The organism is Nonomuraea sp. H19 (assembly GCF_052068215.1).
In the GTDB taxonomy this organism is placed as follows: domain Bacteria; phylum Actinomycetota; class Actinomycetes; order Streptosporangiales; family Streptosporangiaceae; genus Nonomuraea.
Window position 1 is genome coordinate 53552 of sequence record NZ_JBQHCV010000029.1, and the last position, 14282, is coordinate 67833.

General features: G+C 70.2%; 15 protein-coding genes. 9 read left to right on the plus strand and 6 right to left on the minus strand.

What is annotated here, in order from left to right; genetic code table 11:
- Nucleotides 1-5 precede the first annotated feature (5 nt).
- Nucleotides 6-956 (plus strand): hypothetical protein, encoded by a 951-nt coding sequence (locus ACTMTI_RS45210; protein WP_441127018.1) that lies wholly within the window; start codon nucleotides 6-8, stop codon nucleotides 954-956.
- A 453-nt stretch (nucleotides 957-1409) separates the two neighbouring features.
- Here the strand turns inward: ACTMTI_RS45210 and ACTMTI_RS45215 are convergent, their stop codons facing one another.
- Nucleotides 1410-1775, minus strand: coding sequence for a TPM domain-containing protein (locus tag ACTMTI_RS45215; protein WP_441127019.1), 366 nt, complete (start codon nucleotides 1773-1775; stop codon nucleotides 1410-1412).
- A gap of 7 nt (nucleotides 1776-1782) precedes the next feature.
- On the minus strand, nucleotides 1783-2073 hold the full coding sequence (locus ACTMTI_RS45220; protein ID WP_441127020.1) for a hypothetical protein: 291 nt from the start codon (nucleotides 2071-2073) through the stop codon (nucleotides 1783-1785).
- A 203-nt stretch (nucleotides 2074-2276) separates the two neighbouring features.
- Here ACTMTI_RS45220 and ACTMTI_RS45225 point away from each other — a divergent pair, with 203 nt between their 5' ends.
- From ACTMTI_RS45225 to ACTMTI_RS45240, 4 genes are all read left to right on the plus strand, one after another.
- Entirely contained in the window at nucleotides 2277-3104 is an 828-nt protein-coding gene (locus tag ACTMTI_RS45225) for a nuclease-related domain-containing protein (RefSeq protein ID WP_441127021.1), read from the plus strand.
- Nucleotides 3105-3487: 383 nt separating this feature from the next.
- A complete protein-coding gene (gene ilvD / locus ACTMTI_RS45230; protein ID WP_441127022.1) occupies nucleotides 3488-5326 on the plus strand; it encodes a dihydroxy-acid dehydratase in 1839 nt (612 codons plus the stop codon).
- 81 nt (nucleotides 5327-5407) lie between these two features.
- Nucleotides 5408-5905 carry a WYL domain-containing protein gene (locus tag ACTMTI_RS45235; protein ID WP_441127023.1) on the plus strand — a complete coding sequence of 166 codons (498 nt, stop codon included), beginning with the start codon at nucleotides 5408-5410 and terminating at the stop codon, nucleotides 5903-5905.
- A 67-nt stretch (nucleotides 5906-5972) separates the two neighbouring features.
- On the plus strand, nucleotides 5973-6866 hold the full coding sequence (locus tag ACTMTI_RS45240; RefSeq protein WP_441127024.1) for a serine hydrolase: 894 nt from the start codon (nucleotides 5973-5975) through the stop codon (nucleotides 6864-6866).
- On the opposite strand, the gene ACTMTI_RS45245 is transcribed toward ACTMTI_RS45240, so the two are convergent.
- The 3 genes from ACTMTI_RS45245 to ACTMTI_RS45255 are packed head-to-tail and all read right to left on the minus strand — an operon-like array spanning nucleotide 6863 to nucleotide 8425.
- Nucleotides 6863-7069: an FmdB family zinc ribbon protein gene (locus ACTMTI_RS45245; RefSeq protein ID WP_441127025.1), complete on the minus strand. Its 207-nt coding sequence runs from the start codon at nucleotides 7067-7069 to the stop codon at nucleotides 6863-6865. The genes ACTMTI_RS45240 and ACTMTI_RS45245 overlap by 4 nt on opposite strands.
- A 3-nt stretch (nucleotides 7070-7072) precedes the next feature.
- Nucleotides 7073-7870 (minus strand): GNAT family N-acetyltransferase, encoded by a 798-nt coding sequence (locus tag ACTMTI_RS45250; protein ID WP_441127026.1) that lies wholly within the window; start codon nucleotides 7868-7870, stop codon nucleotides 7073-7075.
- A gap of 45 nt (nucleotides 7871-7915) precedes the next feature.
- Nucleotides 7916-8425, minus strand: coding sequence for an HNH endonuclease (locus tag ACTMTI_RS45255; protein ID WP_441127027.1), 510 nt, complete (start codon nucleotides 8423-8425; stop codon nucleotides 7916-7918).
- Between the two features lie 279 nt (nucleotides 8426-8704).
- On the opposite strand from ACTMTI_RS45255, the gene ACTMTI_RS45260 reads away from it, so the two are divergent.
- Nucleotides 8705-10762: a prolyl oligopeptidase family serine peptidase gene (locus tag ACTMTI_RS45260; RefSeq protein ID WP_441127028.1), complete on the plus strand. Its 2058-nt coding sequence runs from the start codon at nucleotides 8705-8707 to the stop codon at nucleotides 10760-10762.
- Nucleotides 10763-10922: 160 nt separating this feature from the next.
- Nucleotides 10923-11573 carry a DUF6461 domain-containing protein gene (locus ACTMTI_RS45265; protein ID WP_441127029.1) on the plus strand — a complete coding sequence of 217 codons (651 nt, stop codon included), beginning with the start codon at nucleotides 10923-10925 and terminating at the stop codon, nucleotides 11571-11573.
- Here ACTMTI_RS45265 and purU read toward each other — a convergent pair.
- A complete protein-coding gene (gene purU, locus ACTMTI_RS45270; RefSeq protein ID WP_441127030.1) occupies nucleotides 11570-12424 on the minus strand; it encodes a formyltetrahydrofolate deformylase in 855 nt (284 codons plus the stop codon). The two genes, ACTMTI_RS45265 and purU, sit on opposite strands and share 4 nt — an antisense overlap.
- Nucleotides 12425-12665: 241 nt before the next feature.
- On the opposite strand from purU, the gene ACTMTI_RS45275 reads away from it, so the two are divergent.
- Both ACTMTI_RS45275 and ACTMTI_RS45280 read left to right on the plus strand, forming a co-directional pair.
- Nucleotides 12666-13607 (plus strand): anion permease, encoded by a 942-nt coding sequence (locus ACTMTI_RS45275; protein ID WP_441127031.1) that lies wholly within the window; start codon nucleotides 12666-12668, stop codon nucleotides 13605-13607.
- Nucleotides 13608-13620: 13 nt separating this feature from the next.
- Nucleotides 13621-14253 carry a DUF47 domain-containing protein gene (locus tag ACTMTI_RS45280; RefSeq protein ID WP_441127032.1) on the plus strand — a complete coding sequence of 211 codons (633 nt, stop codon included), beginning with the start codon at nucleotides 13621-13623 and terminating at the stop codon, nucleotides 14251-14253.
- Nucleotides 14254-14282 lie beyond the last annotated feature (29 nt).

The window sequence follows — 14282 nt, forward strand, 5'->3', positions numbered from 1 at the left end:
GTCGCGTGGACAACAGTCGTGACCTGCTCATCGCCTTGGCCCGCCGCTACGCCTTCGCCGATCTCGGCGCGCTCGCGCCGACGACCGAGATCGCCGCGGTGTGCGAGTTCGGGCACCTGCTGCTCTCGCTCGACGCGGAGGACTTTGCGGCCGAGGCGAAGGGCGTGCCCGCCGAGCTGAGGCGACGGGCGCGGGCCTGCCACATGCCGCAGACGCCGCGCGAGCAGCCGCGGGGCGCGCTGGAGTCGCTGCGACCGGCATACGAGCTGCTGCTCGAGGTGATCGCTGTGCGGTGGCACCGGCGGGAGCTGAGCCCGATGATCGCCGCGGTGCACATCGCCGGCGAATACCTGCCGCTGCTGGCCTTCGAACCGCAGCTGGGCCACGCCGGCGATCCGGCCCGCTGGCCGGCGGGGCTGAGCGGGCAGGGCAGCAGGTTCGGAGTGATCGGCGACCGCGAGTGCGATCACACCAAGTCCGAGCAGTCCGCCACCAACCGGACGTTGCGGGTGGCTGGGGAGCCGGCCGAGGGCTGGCGTGCGTACTTCGACCGGCAGCACAGCCAGGTCGCGGGCGCGCTCGCGGTGTGCGTCGCCACCTGCCGAAACCCCTGCACGGCCATGGACTGGATCGCGCCGGAGCCGCGTGCCGACCTGCACCTGCGGGCCCGCACGGCGCTGGCCTTCGCCGAGACCCCGCTGGTGCGGCTGCGGCATGCGGCGCCGGTGGGGCACGGGTTCGGGGTGCCGTCGCCGGAGGAGATGCTGGACGCCTGGGAACGCAGCCGTGCGGCACTGGACAAGAACCCCGTGGGCGCGGCGGCGCTGAAGGACGACGGCTTCCCGCTCCCGGGTCTGCCATCGCTGTTCTCCGCCATCGCCGCAACCCCGATCGCACCGTCCACGCTCCTCCACGGCGTCAGCGACCACATCGCCAACCTGCTCTCACGTCTCTAACTCGCCGCACTTCGGTTGAGACCGCTTTTTTACGGCGGTGCCACTCCGGTTAAGGACATCCATCTTTTACGGCGGTGCCAAGTGGGCACCACCCGCCGCCCCTTGGTGACCGGCCCTCCAGGGAGACGCTTCCCGGCTTCCCCGGTGCCCCGCCGCAACGGCGCACGCTTGACCAGCCCCAAGTCACCACGACACCGCTACGACGCGTGCTTTTCCGTGGCCAAGTCACCGCGCTGCCACGGCGCCTGCTTAGCCGGTGCCCACGTCACCGCCCACCGCGACAGTGCCCACTTGGCCCATGTTGCCGGTGCCCGAGTCGCCATGGTGCCGGGCAAGCGTGCGTTCGTTACGGCGAGCACCATGTGGGCCTTCACGACCGGCCATGACGGGCGGCAACCGGCTACGGCGCGTGCGGGTAAGCCGGCTTGCCGTAAAAGATGATCTTTTTCGGGTTTATCGGGGACGGGCGGCGGACTGCTGGGCGAGGGAGGAGATGCCGTAGAGGACGCCGCCCACCACGTCGCCCGCGCTGAAGGCGGTGGCCATGGACATCGCCGTCAGGCGGCAGGCGCTGTCGCTCAGCCGGCGCCGGGCGTTCTCCCCCGTCACGATCTCCAGCCCCCGGCCCTTGACGTCCACGAGGATCACCACGGCGTCGTCGGCCTCGTCGCCGAGTGCGGCGTGCAGGCGCTCGGCGAAGTGCCGCCGCCCCCCGGCCGGTTCCCCCAGGAACAGGCCGAACCGCAGCCCGCTGCGCCGTCCGGCGGCGCGCAGGGCGTTCCTGATGTCGTCGGCTTGTGCGGTGGTCAGTCCTCGCATGGTCGCCTCACCATCCGGCGGAAGCGCCGCCGACGCGTCTGCCGGGCTCTGCCTTTTCGGCCGCGGCCACCCAGTCGATCTCGGGCACGTCCGCCCAATGGGCCACCCGGTCGGCCAGCACGAGGTCGGAGGTGCTCACGCCGCGCTCGCTCCCGGACGGACCGCCGAACCAGATCGGGCCGGACTCGAGCCGCCGCCGGCTGTCGCGCCCCGGCACCATGACCAGCAGGCTGATCAGCACGAACAGCCCCATGGACACCCCGATGAGAAAGAGCAGGATCTCTGCCGCGCTGTTCACACCAAGAACGTAAACCCCGTGAGCGGGTCCGGCCAGACCTGTTGCGGGAGTGTCGGTATGATCTTGTCCAGGACGGGCACTTCTCTAGAGAAGAATGTAAGTAATACCCCGTAATCGGGTGTGGAACACGATGAGCTGAGCCATAAAACTATGGACTGGGCAGCACTAGGAATCGATCAGATTCGCGGGCTACGGTGAGTGACGTGGACTCCGACAACCAGCGAGAAGACGGTCACAATGCGTCACCGATCTGGGTGAGCGAGCGGCCAGAGAGCGAGCAGACCGCCGCCGCGAGGCCTTCGGCGCCCACCTCCACGTACGCGCCGGTTGAGCGCGCGTCCGTGCGCAGCCTGCTGCAACAGCCGCGTTTCCGCCGCTTGCGCAACCGATTGCTGGTGGCGATCGCGGTTGCCCTGGTGGTGGGCTTCCTCGTGGCCGACTGGCGGGTGGGCGTGACCGCCGGCGTGGTCGCGGCCATCGCCGAGGCCGTCTATCGCGCGCGCTCCAACTCCTCCGTGCCCGCCTGGCGACGCTCGTCGGTGGCGGAGCGGCGCACCGAGGCGCAGCTTCGCAAGCTGGAGCGCAACGGCTACCGCACGCTGCACGCCAGGGCGATCCCCAACAGCGAGGCCCAGATCGACCATCTCGTGGTGGGCCCGACGGGCGTGTACGCGGTCGACTCCGAGAAGTGGGACAAGCGCCTGCCCGTACGCGTGCAGATGGGCAAGAAGCTCTTCCACGGCCCCTTCGACCAGAAGGCCCGCCTCAACGAGGCCAAGTGGGAGGCGTCGCAGGCCAGCGAGCTGATCAGCAAGTCGTTCGGCCGCGAGATCGCGGTCGTGCCCTCGCTCGCGATCTATGGCCCGCCCGTGCCGTGGAAGATCATGACGATCCGCGGCGTGGACGTCTACCAGGGCGACCGGGCCCGCAAGTGGATCACCAAGCGGGAGCGGGCGCTGACCGACAGCGAGATCGACCGGATCTACGACATCGCCGCCCAGGTGCTGCCCGCCCGCTACGGCGAGGGCTGAACCCACGGGTCCGGCTGCCGCCCAGCGGTGGATCTCCGGGATGGAGCCGCACCAGGGGAAGACCTCCTTCTTGCCGGCCCGGGTGATGTCGCCGCACACGCCGATCTGCGTGAACCCGCACGCCGGCACTCCCGCGTCGCGGGCTCTCCCGCGTGGTCGTCGTCGGTCCTGTCCTCGGGACCCGGCTTGGCGGCCGCGACCGGCGTGAACCTGACTCTCTCGACCTGTGAAGCCGCGTTCCTCCCGATTCGGGCGACTGTCGGCCCCTTTTGCTTGATTTGCGCCACGATCCGGTAAGCAACCGTCCGGCGTGTGGACAGGCGTCTCAGTTAGCGGGCGATGGCCGTACCATGTGAAGACTCGCTAGCGATGGGAGATGCCCAATGCCCGCCCTCAGGTCACGTACAGTCACCCACGGCAGGAACATGGCCGGTGCCCGGGCCCTGCTCCGGGCGACCGGCGTAGCCGGGAGCGACTTCGGCAAGCCCATTATCGCGGTGGCCAACAGCTTCACCCAGTTCGTGCCGGGCCACGTGCATCTGCGCGAGGTCGGCGACGTGGTGTCGGCCGCGATCAGGGAGGCGGGGGCGATCCCCCGCGAGTTCAACACGATCGCGGTCGACGACGGCATCGCGATGGGCCACGGCGGCATGCTCTACTCGCTGCCGTCGCGCGAGCTGATCGCCGACGCCGTGGAATACATGGTCGAAGCGCACTGCGCGGACGCGCTGATCTGCGTCTCCAACTGCGACAAGATCACGCCGGGGATGCTGCTGGCCGCGTTCCGGCTGAACATCCCGACGATCTTCGTCTCGGGCGGGCCCATGGAGGCCGGCAAGACGCCGGGCAAGAAGCTCGACCTGATCGACCCGATGATCGCCGCCGCCGACGACTCCGTCTCCGACGCCGAGTTGCTGGAGATGGAGGAGAGCGCCTGCCCGACGTGCGGCTCGTGCTCGGGCATGTTCACCGCCAACTCCATGAACTGCCTGGCCGAGGCCATCGGCCTGGCGCTGCCCGGCAACGGCACGATCCTGGCCACGCACAAGCGGCGCAAGCAGCTATTCGAGGACGCGGGCCGGCAGCTCGTGGAGATCACCCGCCGCTACTACGAGGACGACGACGAGTCGGTGCTGCCCCGCTCGATCGCGACCCGCGAGGCGTTCGAGAACGCCATGACGCTCGACGTGGCGATGGGCGGCTCGACCAACACGATCCTGCACATCCTGGCCGCGGCCCGCGAGGCGGGCGTGGACTTCGGCCTCAAGGAGATCAACGAGATCTCGCTGCGGGTGCCGTGCCTGTGCAAGGTCGCTCCGGCCACGAACAAATACCACGTCGAGGACGTCCACCGCGCCGGCGGCATCCCGGCCATCCTGGGCGAGCTCGACCGGGCCGGCCTGCTGCACCGCGACGTGCCCACGGTGAACGGCGGCACGCTCGCCGACCTGCTGGCCGCCTGGGACGTCAAGTCGCCGGCAACGCGGCCCGAGGCCGTGGAGCTGTGGCACGCGGCGCCCGGCAACGTGCGCACGGTCAAGGCCTATTCGCAGGACAACCGCTGGGACTCCCTCGACCTCGACCGGGCGGCCGGGTGCATCCGCGACCTGGAGCACGCCTACACCGTGGACGGCGGCCTGGCCGTGCTCTACGGCAACATCTCGCGCGACGGCGCGGTGGTGAAGACGGCCGGCGTGGACGAGTCGATCTGGACGTTCAGCGGGCCTGCGGTGGTGTTCGAGTCGCAGGATGAGGCGGTCGAGGGCATTCTCGGCGGACGGGTCAAGGCGGGCGACGTGGTGGTCATCCGCTACGAGGGCCCCAAGGGCGGCCCCGGCATGCAGGAGATGCTCTACCCGACCTCGTTCCTCAAGGGCAGGGGCCTGGGCAAGGTCTGCGCGCTGGTCACCGACGGCCGCTTCTCCGGCGGCACGTCCGGGCTGTCGATCGGCCACGCCTCCCCCGAGGCGGCCGAGGGCGGCACGATCGCGCTGGTCGAGGACGGCGACATCATCGACATCGACATCCCCAACCGGTCGATGGAGCTGCGCGTGCCCGAGGCCGAGCTGGCCGAGCGGCGTGCGCGGCTGCTGGCCGACCTGGGCCGCTACCGGCCGCGCGAGCGCAACCGGCCGGTGAGCGTGGCGCTCCAGGCGTATGCGGCGATGACGACGTCCGCCTCGACGGGCGCCTCGCGCGACCTGTCCCAACTGGGCCACTAAACCCTGTACGGCAGGCGATAACCCTGTCGCCTGCCGCACAGAGTTTCGAAAATTGTCGGTGGTCATCCCTATTCTTGGGGTATGACGACAGTCGTGAAGCACGATACTCGCCCGCTGACGACCGCCGAGATCGCCGCCCTCGCACTCTCCCTCGCTCACCTCGGAGCAGGCCCCCAGGCCGTCACCGCCCGGCGCGGCCTGCAGCACGCACTGGAGCACCTGGAGCTCGACGACGACGTCATCGCCACCACGCTCACGACGCTGACCGAGCCGCTGCCCGTGGAGGTCGCCTCCCGTGCCAGGCTCATCGCCGACGCCATCAGCAGCCGACTCATGATCCGCCTGCACTACCGGGACGCCGCCGGCGCGATCACCGCGCGTGACGTCGAGCCGGTGACGTGCCTGGTCCACCGCGAATACTGGTACCTGGTCGGCGTGTGCAGGATGCGCCGGGCGATCAGGGCGTTCAGGTTCGACCGGATCATCGCGGTCGAGCCCACGCTCACGCCGTCCCGTCCGCACCTGGCCGACCGGTTCCTGCCGTTCCAGCGCCGCAAGCGCGGCAGCAGGGCCGCCTGAGGAAATGACCGGCGCTTGACCGGGCGCGACCCCGGCCTTTGGGGTGACGGATGGCAGGCTCCCGCACATGCGCGTACGGGGGATCTCGCTCATCGCCATTGCCCTGCTGGCCGCCGCGCCCGGCTGGGCCGCCAACCCGCTCGTGACCCCGCGCCCGGCCGCCACGGCCGGGCAGCCGGAGTCCGTCGTGGAGAGCGCGCTGTCCCAGGACGACCGGCGCGCTCTCGACCAGGCGCTGGAGCGCTATCTGCGCGATCGGCCCGGCCGGGCGGCACTGGCCGTCTATGACCGTACGACCGGCGCCAGATACGCCTTCCACGAGCGCGCGCCGTTCATGCTGGCCAGCGTGGGCAAGGTGGACATCCTGCTGGCGTTCCTGCTGGACAAGCAGCGCGAGCGGCGGCGGCTGAGCGACTATGAACGCAAGCTGGCCGCACGGATGATCCGCAACAGCGACAACGACTGCGCACACGAGCTCTATCTGACCATCGGCGGCCGGAAGGGGCTGGCCAAGGCGCTGCGCGGGCTGGGCATCGACCACACCTCGCCGGGGCCCGGGCTCTCCTGGGGATCGACCCGCAGCCTCCCCTCCGACCAGGTCGAGGTGCTGGAACGGCTCACCGACCCCGGCGGCCCGGTGTCGGAGCACAACCGGCGCTACGCGCTCGACCTCATGTCATCCGTGCTGCCGGACCAGGCGTGGGGCGTCAGCGCGGCCGCGCCCCGGGGCGAGGTGGCGCTCAAGAACGGGTGGCTGCCCGCCCACGAACACGACGGGCTGTGGACCATCAACAGCGTGGGACGCCTGGTCGTGCGGGGGCACGAGCTGCTGATCGCCGTGCTGTCGGAGCGCAGCCCGGCCATGGAGACGGGCATCGCCACGGTCGAGCACCTCGCCCGGCTGGCGGTGCGCACGCTGACCGGCTCGGAGACGACGGTCAGCGCGGCGCGCGCTTCCTAGGAGCAGCAACCGCCGCCGCAGCAACCGCCACCACCACTGGGCCGCGGTGCGGCGGCGCCGCCGGTCATGGCCACCGTGGACAGCAGCTTGACGGTGTCGTCGTGGCCCTCCGGGCAGGGCGCCGGGTCGCCGGAGGCCGACATGGGACGGGACACCTCGAAGGTGGAGCCGCATGCGCGGCAGCGAAACTCGTAACGCGGCATGAGCTAAGGGTAAGTCAAATGCGCGTAGTCGGAGACGGGCTCGTAGCCGATGGCCTGGTAGATGGCGTTGCTCGTCGGGTTGTCCAGGTCGGTGAAGAGCACGACCTGCCGGCAGCGCTCGGCCAGCCCGATCTGGCTGGCGTATGCCGTGACGGCGGCGCCGTACCCGTTCCTGCGGCACGACGGCGGCGTGTAGACGGGACCGATGCGGCACACTCCGCCGGCCGCGGGCGAGAGCCCCGCCAGCGAGACCGGTGCCCCGCCCGCCTCCCACAAGAACAGTTGCCGCCCCGCCAGGCGATGCGCGACGCGCTCGGCCACGTCGCCCTCCCCCATGCCGACCTCGTCGCCGAACGCCTGATACCAGCTCACCAGCAGCGGGAAGTCGGCCGGAACGGCCGGCCTGCCCTGACCGGGCACGTCGGGGACGGAGAGCGTGCCGAGCCGGTAGAGCCGCTCCGACACCACCCGCCCGGGCCTGCCGAGCAGCCGCATGATCTCGTCGGTGAGCTCCACCCGTCCCACCACCCCGGGAAGGTCGTCGCGCAGCTCCGCCACCAGGGGCGCGATGGCCTCGACGGGCATGACGGCGAGCCCGACGGGATGCGGCGGCGTACGGAAGGCCGCGCCCCGCACCTCACCGTCGACCCTCCACCAGCCGAAGAGGGGATCCTTGACGGGCATGCCCGCCCGCAGGTTGGCCAGGATGGTCAGCGCGACCGTGTTGCCGACGGGGTCGCCGAGCAGGAACGGCTCGGCGACCGCGGCGTATTCCTCAACATCTGAGGTGAAGGTCCACATGCCTACTCATGGTGTCAGGCTGGAACCTTCTGGCTCAAAGCGGTTTCAGGCCGCAGCCTCGAGGTAGGGCGCCCACTGAGGGTCTCCGACGAGCGTCGCGCCGATGAGCCGCCAGTGGGCGCCCCGTGGCACCGCCGGGCTGACGCGTAGCGTCCACCCCAGCTCCTCCAGGTATTTGTCGGCCTTCCTGTGGTTGCACGTCGTGCACGAGGCGACGCAGTTTTCCCAGGTGTGGGTGCCACCCCGGGACCGCGGGATGACGTGGTCGATGGTCTCGGCCCGCTGGCCGCAGTAGGCGCAGCGGTAGTTGTCGCGCCGCATGAGAGCGGCCCTGGTCAGGGGGATGCGCGAGCGGTAGGGGATGCGGACGTATCTGCGGAGCCTGATCACCGAAGGCACGTCGAGCGTGCAGCTCGCGGAGCGCAGCACCGCGCCCCGGCCGTCGCGATGCACGACGTCGGCCTTCTCCCGGAGCACGAGCACGATGGCACGGTGCAGAGAGAGGGTGGTCAGTGGCTCATAGGTGGCATTTAGCAGCAGGACTTGGCGCGTCATCGGGCCTCTCCCTGCTGCGCGCGTATCAAAGGGGACATGCCGCGGCATGTCCCGCCTGTCGGCCCCTCCTGGGGCACTTGTGCTTCCGTCACGTGGACCTCCGCCGGACGGCCCAGCGGATGGTCACCACGGCACCGTCCTATCACCAAGTCTGGCGTCTGCACCGTGGTCCCCGCCACCCCAAAAAGCTCCCGGTGGGATGACCAGAGGGACGCACGGTACGTTTTATGCCCACTTCACCAGCACTTTACGCGTCCGCGTTGGCATAGGGTTCCGTCCATGACGCGTGAGCCGTACCCGATCGCCCGGCGCGAAGACATCATGGACATCCTGCACGGAACGCCCGTTCCGGACCCTTATCGATGGCTCGAGGATCCCGACAGTCCAGAGACGAAGGACTGGCTGCTGGCGCAGGCCGAGCTGTTCAGCCGGCAGAAGGGGCCGCAGCGGTTCAAGAGCCGCATCGCCGAGTTGCTCAGGTCCGGCTCGGTCGGCACGCCGACGTGGCGCGGCGAGCGCTATTTCTTCTCCCGCCGCACTCCCGACCAGGAGCACGCCGTCTACTACGTGGCCGACGCCAACGGGACGGAGCGGGCGCTGATCGACCCGATGGCGATCGACCCGTCCGGCCTGACCACGCTGGACGCGGTGCAGCCCGACAAGGAGGGGCGCCTGCTGGCGTACCAGATCTCGGTGGGCGGCGACGAGGAGTCGATCCTCTACGTCATCGACGTGGCGACGGGCAAGCGCGTCGAGGGACCAATCGACCGCTGCCGCTACTCCCCGATCGCCTGGCTGCCCGGCGGCGAGGCGTTCTACTACGTACGCAGGCTGCCGAGCACCGAGGTGCCGGAGAACGAGACGCAGTTCCACCGCCGCGTCTATCTGCACCGCGTCGGCACCTCCACCGAGGACGACGTGATGATCTTCGGCGAGGGCCTGAAGATGACCAACTACTACGGCGTGTCCGTCTCGCGTGACGGCCGCTGGCTCCAGGTGTCCGCGCACGAGGGCACCGCGCCGCGCAACGACCTCTGGGTGGCCGACCTGACCGCGTCCGAGCTCGACCGGCCCGACCTCAAGGTGGTCCAGGAGGGGGTGGACGCGCAGACCGGGCTGGTGTTCGGCCGCGACGGCAGGCTCTACGTGCACACCGACCGCGACGCGTCCAGGGCCAGGGTGTGCGTCACCGACCCGGCCACGCCCGGCTTCGAGAGCTGGCGCGACCTGATCCCCCAGGACCCTGAGGCGGTGCTGAGCGACTTCGCGATCCTCGACGACCTGGAGCGCCCGGTCATGCTGGTGGGCTGGACCCGCCACGCGATCAGCGAGATCACCGTTCACGACCTGGCGACCGGCGAGCGGATCGGCCAGGTGCCCACGCCCGGGCTCGGCTCGATCGGCGGCATCGCCGAGCGCCCCGAGGGCGGCCACGAGGCCTGGTTCGGCTACACCGACAACACCACGCCGCCCACCATCCAGCGCTACGACGCCAGGACGGGCGAGACCACCCTCTGGGCGGCCTCGCCGGGCGCGGTCGAGGTGCCGGAGGTGCGCACCCAGCAGGTCGTCTACCGGTCCGAGGACGGCACGGACGTCCGCATGCTGATCATCTCCCCGGCCGACGACGCTCCCGGCCCGCGGCCGACGATCCTGTACGGCTACGGCGGCTTCGGCCTGTCGATGACCCCCGGCTACTCGGCGTCGATCCTGACCTGGGTGGAGGCCGGCGGCGTCTACGCCATCGCCAACCTGCGCGGCGGCGGCGAGGAAGGCGAGGACTGGCACCGCGCGGGCATGCTGGCCAACAAGCAGAACGTGTTCGACGACTTCCACGCGGCCGCCGAATACCTCATCGAGACCGGGGTGACGACGGCCGCGCAGCTCGGCATCTCCGGCGGCTCCAACGGCGGCCTGCTGGTGGGGGCCGCTCTGACGCAGCGCCCGGAGCTGTACTCGGCCGTGGTCTGCTCGGCGCCGCTGCTCGACATGATCAGGTACGAGAAGTTCGGCCTCGGCGCCACCTGGAACGTCGAATACGGCTCCGCCGAGGACCCCGAGCAGTTCGGCTGGCTGTGGGGCTACTCGCCCTATCACCACGTCAAGGAGGCGGTGGCCTACCCCGCGACGCTCTTCACCGTCTTCCAGTCGGACACGCGCGTGCACCCGCTGCACGCGTGGAAGATGTGCGCGGCGCTGCAGCACGCCTCGGCGGCCGACCGGCCGGTGCTGCTGCGCAACGAGGCCGAGGTGGGGCACGGCGCCCGCTCGGTGAGCCGGTCGGTCGACCTGTCGGCCGACACGCTGACCTTCCTCGCCACGCATCTCGGGCTATGACGTCGAAGGTGTGAGCACGCCGGGGCCGGCCACGGTCGAGGCCGGCCCCGGCGCTGCGCTGCGGCCCTATGCGACGCGGTCGACAGAGGCAAGCTGATCGGGGCAGGGACCCTCCGTCGTCCGGTGGTTCTGTCGGTGGGGCCTGGCAGCATGTCGTGCCATGACGACCGACCTCCTCGCCTCCTACCGCTGGTTGCAAGCCCCCGATGGGAGCCCGCAAAACCCGCTGGGCGACATCTACTGCGTGTCCTTCTTCCGCGGGCTCGACCCCGTCGAGGTGCTGCGCAGGTTCGGCCCCGAAGCGCCTCCCGGGCGGGAGATGACCTTCCAGGAGCTGGATGAGGAGGTGTTCGAGTTCGTTCAGGAGACGGGCGGCGGGCAGGGCGGTGGGCACGTCGGGGTCGTCAAGGCAGGCGCCTGGAGCCTGGCCGTCGAGTTATGGGGCTGGTGCGCGACGCTCGGAGAGAGCGTTGCCCGGCTGTCCCAGGGATGTGAGATGGTGGCCGTCGGGCGGCACGACTACGCCGAGGACCACTTCACCTATGCCGTCGACGGCACGACCGTCACCTCCTTCACCCCGGTCCGGCCCTGCGATCGGTACGGCAGCGACACCGACCGGCTCAACGAGCTGATGCGCGAGGTCGGACTGCCACCGGAGGAGTCCGAGGACGACGCCGTGTGGGATGACCTGTCCGAGCACGGACTGGCACGGGCCTTCGTGCTGGCGGCCGGGATCACCGGTGTGCCGCTGACCCCGGCACTGCTCGATGGCCCCTTCCTCGTCGGCGCCATCGACGAGAGTCTCAGCTAGCGCGGGAAGACGATGGTCTTGTGGCCATCCAGCAGCACGCGCTGCTCGGCGTGCCACTTGACCGCCCTGGCCAGCGTCACGCACTCCACGTCCCGCCCGATCGCCGCCAGGTCCTCAGGCGCGTGGCTGTGGTTGACCCTGGCCACCTCCTGCTCGATGATCGGCCCTTCGTCCAGGTCGGAGGTCACGTAGTGGGCCGTGGCGCCGATCAGCTTGACGCCCCGGTCGTGGGCCTGGTGATAGGGCTTGGCGCCCTTGAACGACGGCAGGAACGAGTGGTGGATGTTGATCGCCCTTCCCGCCAGCTTCCCGCACAGGTCCTGCGAGAGCACCTGCATGTAGCGGGCCAGCACCACCAGGTCCACCTGATAGTGCTCCACCAGCGCCAGCACCTCCGCCTCCTGCCTGGGCTTGGTCTCCGGGGTGACCGGCAGGTGGTGATAGTCGATGCCGTACGACTGCGTGAGCGGCCGCAGGTCGGGATGGTTGGAGACGACCGCGGCGATCTCGATGTCCAAGGTCCTTGACCTGACCCGATAGAGCAGGTCGTTCAGGCAGTGGTCGAACTTGCTGACCATGATCAGCACCCGGGGCTTCCTGGCGACGTCGCGTACCTTGAACTCCATCGCGAAGTCCGGCGCGAGCGCCGCGAAGGCCGCGTTGACCTCGTCCTCGCCCAGCGGTCCCGCGAACTGCACGCGCATGAAGAAGCGCTGCGCGACCCGGTCGCCGAACTGCTGGCTCTCGGTGATGTTGCATCCGTGCCCGGCCAGCAGGCCGGAGACGGCGGCCACCACACCGGGCCGGTCGGGGCAGGACAGGGTCAGGATGTATTCGGCGGGGCTGGTCATGCGTCTTCACACTTTCGCGGGCATGGGATCGTTGGGCGCCTTGAGGCTGATCTGGGCAGCGTACCGGTCGCCGACCGCCACCACCGCTACCTCGCGACAGCAGCGTCGGTGGCATGGCCGAGGGTACCCGGCGTGGGCGGTGGGAGCCTCGATCTTGGGTAGTTGTCGGGCATTACGGACGCTTGCCGCGAGTATCACGTGTCCCGCCCCAACGGGGCGGGCCTGGATGGAGTGCGCGCTTTTGGACGCCGTCGTACTGATCGTGGTCGCGGGCTTGTTCGCGGTCGTGTCCGGGGTCAACGACGGGGGCGCCCTCCTCGCGACCGGGCTCAAGCTGCCCACGGTACGCCCGGCCACCGGCATCCTCGCCCTGGTCGTGATGGTGGCGCTGGTTCCGCTGGGCACGCACCAGGTGGCGCTGACCTTCGCGACGAGGCTGGCCGGCTTCCGCGCGCCCGGCGGCGAGATCGCGATGACGCTCGCGGTGATCTCCGCGCTGGCCGTGGTCTCCGCGCTCAGCGCGAAAGGCCGCCCGACCAGCCTCACCCTGGCCGTCGTGGGCGGTCTCACGGGAGCCGCGCTGGGCTGGGGGCTGCCGGTCTCGCCCGGCTCGGTGGCGCTGGTGCTGGCGTTCGGCGTGGCGGCGCCCATCGTCGGGGGGTTGCTGGCGTGGGCGCTCGTCCGGGTGCTGGTGGCGGTGACGACGGCTCGGGGACTCGCGCGCTGGCACCGGGCCGGGTTCCTGCTGCAGACCTTCGCGTACGCGGCCAACGACGGGCAGAAGATGCTGGCCGTGTTCATGATCGCGCTGGGCTTCCAGGACGCACCGCCCGCGTACACGTCGCTGGTGGCCGTCCTGTTCGGCCTCGGCACCCTCTATGGGCTGCCCAAGGCCGGCCGTACGCTCAGCCGTGAGCTCATCGTCTCCCGGCCCGCGCACGGGGTGGCCGCGGAGCTGGCCGCGGGCGTGGCGGTGATCGCCTGCGCGGTCGCCAGCATGCCGGTGAGCATGACACAGTCCGTCGCCGGGGGCCTCATCGGCGCCGGCATGGCACAGGGTGGCGGCCGGGTCCGCTGGTACGCCACCGCCAAGATCGGCGCGGCCTGGCTGCTGACCCTGCCGGCGAGCGCGCTGCTGAGCTGGGCCCTCGCCGCCCTGGTGAGGGGATTGACGCTGTTGTGAAGGGGGTGCGGAAATGAAGCGGCTACGGCGGATCAGGGATCTCATGACCGGTCGCATGGACAGCGCGCTCACGGAGGCGCTGCTCGGGCAGCTCCAGGCCACCAAGGAGGGCGCGTGGCTGGCGATGGCCATGATCGGAGGAGAGGTGGGCAGGACGGGGGCGCACGAGCAGATGCGCTCGATCGAGCACCTCGGCGATGAGGAACGCGCCCGTTTGGTCGAAGAGCTGAAAACCGCCGTCGTCACGCCCATCGACCCCGAGGACCTGTTCCGCTTGTCGCGCTCGATCGACGACGTGCTGGACTCGTTGCGGGACTTCGTCCGCGAATCCCACCTCTACCGGGTGCCCGACCAGATGCGCTTCACTCCCCTGCTCGACCAGGTCATCGTCGGCATCGACGCACTCGAGAGCGCCGTCCGCGACCTCGCCTCCCGGCCTTCGGTGGTGGCCAGGGACGCGCTGGAGGCGAAGAAGGCGGGCGGGGCCATTCGGCGGATGTACCAGTACGAGATCTCGCGGATCTTCTCGGGGGAGCTGACGGCGGACGCGATGAAGGAGCGGGAACTGGTACGCCGACTGGAGATCGTCGGCGTGGCCATCGGTGACGCGGCGAACGCGATCGCCGACGGCGCGATGAAACGGTGAAGGGCTCGCCCGGCACGCAAGGCGGCTCG

What these genes read in the sequence shown, in the direction of transcription:
- ACTMTI_RS45235 (WP_441127023.1), top strand. Translation starts at nt 5,408, where the DNA reads ATGACGACAGTCGTGAAGCACGATACTCGCCCGCTGACGACCGCCGAG.
- ACTMTI_RS45265 (WP_441127029.1), top strand. Translation starts at nt 10,923, where the DNA reads ATGACGACCGACCTCCTCGCCTCCTACCGCTGGTTGCAAGCCCCCGAT.
- ACTMTI_RS45250 (WP_441127026.1), bottom strand. Translation starts at nt 7,870, where the DNA reads ATGTGGACCTTCACCTCAGATGTTGAGGAATACGCCGCGGTCGCCGAG.
- ACTMTI_RS45215 (WP_441127019.1), bottom strand. Translation starts at nt 1,775, where the DNA reads ATGCGAGGACTGACCACCGCACAAGCCGACGACATCAGGAACGCCCTG.
- ACTMTI_RS45260 (WP_441127028.1), top strand. Translation starts at nt 8,705, where the DNA reads ATGACGCGTGAGCCGTACCCGATCGCCCGGCGCGAAGACATCATGGAC.
- purU (WP_441127030.1), bottom strand. Translation starts at nt 12,424, where the DNA reads ATGACCAGCCCCGCCGAATACATCCTGACCCTGTCCTGCCCCGACCGG.
- ilvD (WP_441127022.1), top strand. Translation starts at nt 3,488, where the DNA reads ATGCCCGCCCTCAGGTCACGTACAGTCACCCACGGCAGGAACATGGCC.
- ACTMTI_RS45245 (WP_441127025.1), bottom strand. Translation starts at nt 7,069, where the DNA reads ATGCCGCGTTACGAGTTTCGCTGCCGCGCATGCGGCTCCACCTTCGAG.
- ACTMTI_RS45280 (WP_441127032.1), top strand. Translation starts at nt 13,621, where the DNA reads ATGAAGCGGCTACGGCGGATCAGGGATCTCATGACCGGTCGCATGGAC.
- ACTMTI_RS45255 (WP_441127027.1), bottom strand. Translation starts at nt 8,425, where the DNA reads ATGACGCGCCAAGTCCTGCTGCTAAATGCCACCTATGAGCCACTGACC.
- ACTMTI_RS45240 (WP_441127024.1), top strand. Translation starts at nt 5,973, where the DNA reads ATGCGCGTACGGGGGATCTCGCTCATCGCCATTGCCCTGCTGGCCGCC.